This window comes from bacterium (assembly GCA_020440705.1).
GTDB lineage: Bacteria > Krumholzibacteriota > Krumholzibacteriia > LZORAL124-64-63 > LZORAL124-64-63 > JAGRNP01.
On sequence record JAGRNP010000113.1, the window covers coordinates 8,419 to 12,836 of the forward strand.

4 protein-coding genes are annotated in these 4,418 nt (G+C 67.4%); 2 read left to right on the top strand and 2 right to left on the bottom strand.

Features of this window, described 5'->3' with window-relative positions; all coding sequences use genetic code 11:
* Positions 1 to 777 (bottom strand): HAMP domain-containing protein (locus KDM41_14415; GenBank protein ID MCB1184620.1); only part of this gene is annotated, 777 nt, incomplete at its 3' end.
* 34 nt (positions 778 to 811) lie between these two features.
* A complete protein-coding gene (locus tag KDM41_14420; GenBank protein MCB1184621.1) occupies positions 812 to 1,540 on the bottom strand; it encodes a response regulator transcription factor in 729 nt (242 codons plus the stop codon).
* A 595-nt stretch (positions 1,541 to 2,135) separates the two neighbouring features.
* Here KDM41_14420 and KDM41_14425 point away from each other — a divergent pair.
* Both KDM41_14425 and KDM41_14430 read left to right on the top strand, forming a co-directional pair.
* On the top strand, positions 2,136 to 3,086 hold the full coding sequence (locus KDM41_14425; GenBank protein ID MCB1184622.1) for an ATP-binding cassette domain-containing protein: 951 nt from the start codon (positions 2,136 to 2,138) through the stop codon (positions 3,084 to 3,086).
* Entirely contained in the window at positions 3,083 to 4,339 is a 1,257-nt protein-coding gene (locus KDM41_14430; GenBank protein MCB1184623.1) for an ABC transporter permease, read from the top strand. The genes KDM41_14425 and KDM41_14430 overlap by 4 nt, the downstream gene beginning before the upstream one ends.
* The last annotated feature ends 79 nt before the right edge of the window (positions 4,340 to 4,418 follow it).

Here is a 4,418-nt window from a genome sequence, read left to right on the forward strand (position 1 = left end):
CGCGGCCATGGCGTTGAAGTTGCGGCCGAGCTGCCCGATCTCGTCGGTGCTGCGCACGTGCACCCGATGGGCGAGGTCGCCGCCCGCGAAGGCCGCGACGCCGTCGGAGAGCTTGCCCACGCGGGCGCTCGTCCAGGCCATGATCAGCAGCGCGGTGACGGCCGAGTAGATGAGCAGCGCGGCCAGCGCCTTCACGATGCGGTCCTGGGCGTGGATCATGGCCATCTGCTGGTTCAGGTCGTCGCCCAGCAGGTCGACCGGGGCGTAGCTCGCCACGAGGTAGCCCGCGATGTCGTCCCCGGCCATGATGCGGTCGACCTCGAAGATGCGGTTCACATAGGCTTCGAGGTTCGCCGGATCGGGATAGCTGCCGTAGTCCCAGTCGCCGTCGCTCATGTCGTTGAGGAGGTCGGCGGCGACCATGGGCACGGCTTCGGCCAGACTGTCCGGGGCCGACGAGGCCAACTGGTTCCCCTCGGCGTCGAAGACGATGACCTCGGCCTGGTACGCGGCCACAGCGGCGCCGTAGGCCACGAGGAACTCGTCCCGCTCGGCCGGTGAGAGACCGGGGACCGCCAGGCGGGCGGCCAGGGCGTCGAGTTCGTCGGCCGCCAGGTCTTCGTACCAGTTCTGCTCGGCCTCGTCGGCGTACGGGTTGAAGACGTTCGATTCGATCCACAGGTACCAGCCGCCCAGGCTGACGCCCAGCAGCAGCAGGAACGTCGCCGAGATCCGGAACAGCAGGGTGTTCGCGAAATGGGGCAGGCGGGCTTTCATCGCGGTGCCGTCGTCCTCGGGGTGCGGAGGTTTCCTAGAGGAATTCCTCGGTGAAACGGTACCCGATGCCCCACACGGTGAGGATCAGGCGCGGCCGGTTCGGGTTGTCCTCGATCTTGTTGCGCAGCCGGTTCACGTGGGAATTCACCGTGTGCTCGTAGACGTCGGTGTCCTGGTCCCAGACCAGGTCGAGCAGCTGCCGGCGGCTGTAGGTGCGGCCGGGCCGCGACGCCAGGGTGTAGAGCAGGTCGTACTCCTTCACCGTCAGCTGCACGGGCTCGCCGCCCACCTGCACCTTGCGCTTGCCGTGGTCGATCTTCAGCGGACCGAGATCGATGATGCGGTCGCCGGACGCGATGCGGGCGAGCTCCTCGGCGCGCTCGATGCGGCGGTGCAGCACCTTGATGCGGGCCGTGAGCTCGCGGATGCTGAAGGGCTTGGTCAGGTAGTCGTCGCAGCCGAGCTCGAGCCCGAGGACCTTGTCGGCCTCCTCGCCGCGTGCCGTGAGCATGAGCACCGGCGTGCGCACGTCGCCCGAGCGGATCTCGCGCAGGACATCGATGCCGCTCGTCGAAGGCAGCATCCAGTCGAGGATCACCAGGCCGTACTGGCCCGACTCGAACGCCCGCAGGCCGGCCTCGCCGTCGGCGGCGGCATCCACCTGGTAGCCTTCGGCGGTCAGGTGAAGGGTCAGCAGGTCGATCAGTTCGCGGTCATCCTCGATGACCAGCAGCTTCTTGGCCAGGGTGCCCGTGGCGGTCATTGGCGGGGCCCTCACTTCCTCGGTCGACGTCCCCCGCAGGGGTTCCTGACGAATCGCGGTCGGTTTTTGTAAATCGAATTATACCATGACCTTTCGGGGCGAGCAAGGATTCCGCGTCGGAAAGCCGTAGGAATAATTGTTCAAAAAGCCCCGAAATTTCGTGATTTATCGTGAGGCTCCCGAAAAAAGAATCTCGTTGTGATACTTGCGTGAACGGTGGTGCCGATCATCGCTGCAGAACAGAACTGCGGCCAGGGCGGGAGCCGACGTCCGTGAGTCGGGATATCAGGGAATCCCCGACCCGCGGTGCAAGCGACCGTCCGGCCGCAGAATCATTGGCCGGACCCGTCCTGCCCCCTTCTGGGTTCGGTCATGTAAGGTCCCGGGACACTTCGTGTGCTCCCGGGGCCTTTTTCGTGGCATTCAGGGGGGGGCGGGCCGCGTCGTCCGCGGCGTCGCCGCGAATACTCCCCTCGATCCACGAGTACGTCCGCGACCGGTGCGTCCTTGTCAGCGCCGGCTGCCGACCTATAATGCACGCGGAGGAACAGGCCCCGACCGGGGTCCGCCGCAACGACCGACCCGGGGAGAACCCATGACCACGACCGCCATCGATCTGCCGCCGGTGGGCGAGCCCATCCTCACCCTGCGCGCGGTGACCAAGACCTACGGCGCGAAGCGCGCCGCCCAGGACGTGAACCTGAGCATCCCGCGGGGGAGCATCTACGGCTTCCTCGGCCCCAACGGCGCGGGCAAGACGACGACCATCCGCAGCATCATGAAGATCCTGCTGCCGGACAGCGGCGAGATCCGCCTGGCCGGCCGGGTGCTCGACGGCACCCTGCGCGACCGCATCGGCTACCTGCCCGAGGAGCGCGGCCTGTACCGCAAGATGAAGTGCGTCGACCAGCTCGTCTTCCTGGCCGAGTTGAAGGGCGTGCCGCGGGCCGAGGCCTTCCGGCGCGCCGACGCCTGGCTGGCGCGCCTGGGCCTCGCCGACTACCGCGACCGCAAGGTCGACGCCCTGAGCAAGGGCATGCAGCAGAAGATCCAGTTCGCCGCCACCTTCATCGCCAAGCCGGACGTGGTGATCCTGGACGAGGTCTTCAGCGGGCTGGACCCCCTGAACATCGAACTGCTGCGCGAGATGATCCTCGAGGAGAAGCAGGCCGGCACGACGGTCATCTTCTCGACCCACATGCTGGCCGAGGCCGAGAAGATCTGCGACGCCATCTGCCTGATCGAGGGCGGCGAGGTGATCCTCGACGGGACCCTGGACCAGGTGCGGGAGAAGTTCCCCCTCAAGTCGGTGCGCGTGGCGTGGGAAGGCAAGGTCGAACCGCCGGCCGACCTGGCGGGCGTGACCCACCGCGTCTTCAACGAGGGCAGCTGGGTGCTGACCCTCGCCGAAGGGACCGATCCGCGCAGCCTGCTGCCGGCGCTCACGGCGGCCGGGCCCCTGACCCTCTTCTCGGCGAACCGACCGAGCCTGAACGAGATCTTCCTGACGGCCGTCGCCCGGCGGCGCGGGGAGGTGGCGGCATGACGAAGGTGCTGACGGTCGTTCGCAAGGAGTATCTCGAGCGCGTGCGGTCCAAGAGCTTCCTCGTCGGGACGCTGCTCGGACCCGCGCTCATGTCCATGTTCATCGTGCTGCCGGTCCTGCTCGGCGACAAGGGCGGCGACAACGAGCGCCGGGTCGGCGTCGTCGATCCGTCGGGGATGTACTTCGACCGCATGGTCGCCGTGGCGGCGGACCAGGGCCGCGAGTCGCTCGTGCTCGAGCGCGTCGAAGTGGGTCCGGACGGGCCGGACGCGGCGGTCGAAACCCTGAAGCAGGGCATCCTGGGCGAGTCGCTCCACAGCGGCGTGCTGGTGGCGCCGGACTTCCTGGACCGCCCGCAGGTGACGTTCTACAACAAGTCCGTCGGCGCGACGATCCTCCGCGAGGAGATCCTGCGCCCGATCATGAACCAGATCCTGCGGGAACAGCGCATGGCCGCGGCCGAGGTGCCCGACTCGCTCTACACCTATCTCGCCGCGCGCACGACCTGGGAGAGCCTGACCGTGACCGACACGGGCGAGGAGCAGGCTTCGGACGACGAGGCCAGCTTCGCGGTGGCCATCATCCTCATCATGATCATCTACATCATGGTGATCATGTACGGCAGCCACACGCTGACCGCCGTCATCGAGGAGAAGTCGAGCCGCATGGTCGAGGTGCTGCTGGCCAGCGTCTCGCCGGAGAACCTGATGCTCGGCAAGGTGCTCGGCATCGGCCTGGCCGGACTGACCCAGTTCGGCATCTGGGCCGGAACGATGCTCCTGCTCTCCAGTCGCGGCGTGTCGGTCGGCGACTTCACCCTCGACATGGCGTTCCTCACGCCGACGATCCTGATCTCGTTCGTCATGTTCTTCGTGCTCGGCTTCTTCCTCTACGCCACCCTCTACGCCGGCGTGGGGGCCATGTGCAACACGGTGCAGGACAGCCAGCAGTTCCACATGCCGCTGGCCATGGGCCTGGTGATCCCGATGGTGCTGATGAGCGTCATCCTGCGGGCGCCCGACGCCCCCCTGGCGGTGATCCTGAGCCTGGTGCCGTTCTTCGCGCCGGTGATCATGTTCATGCGCGTCTGCGTCGAGACACCGCCCCTGTGGCAGATCGGCCTGAGCTGGCTCATCATGATCGTCACCATCTGGCTCGCGAGCCGCGCGGCGGGCAAGCTCTTCCGGGTCGGGATCCTGATGCATGGGGAGTCGCCGACCTGGGGGACGTTGGGCAAGGTGCTGCGGGGGTAGGGAAGGGCGCTCCGCACCGCGGCGTGTCGGCGCTTCGCGCAATCGAGGGCCCCTGGACGGGGCCCTCTCTGCTCAGGCG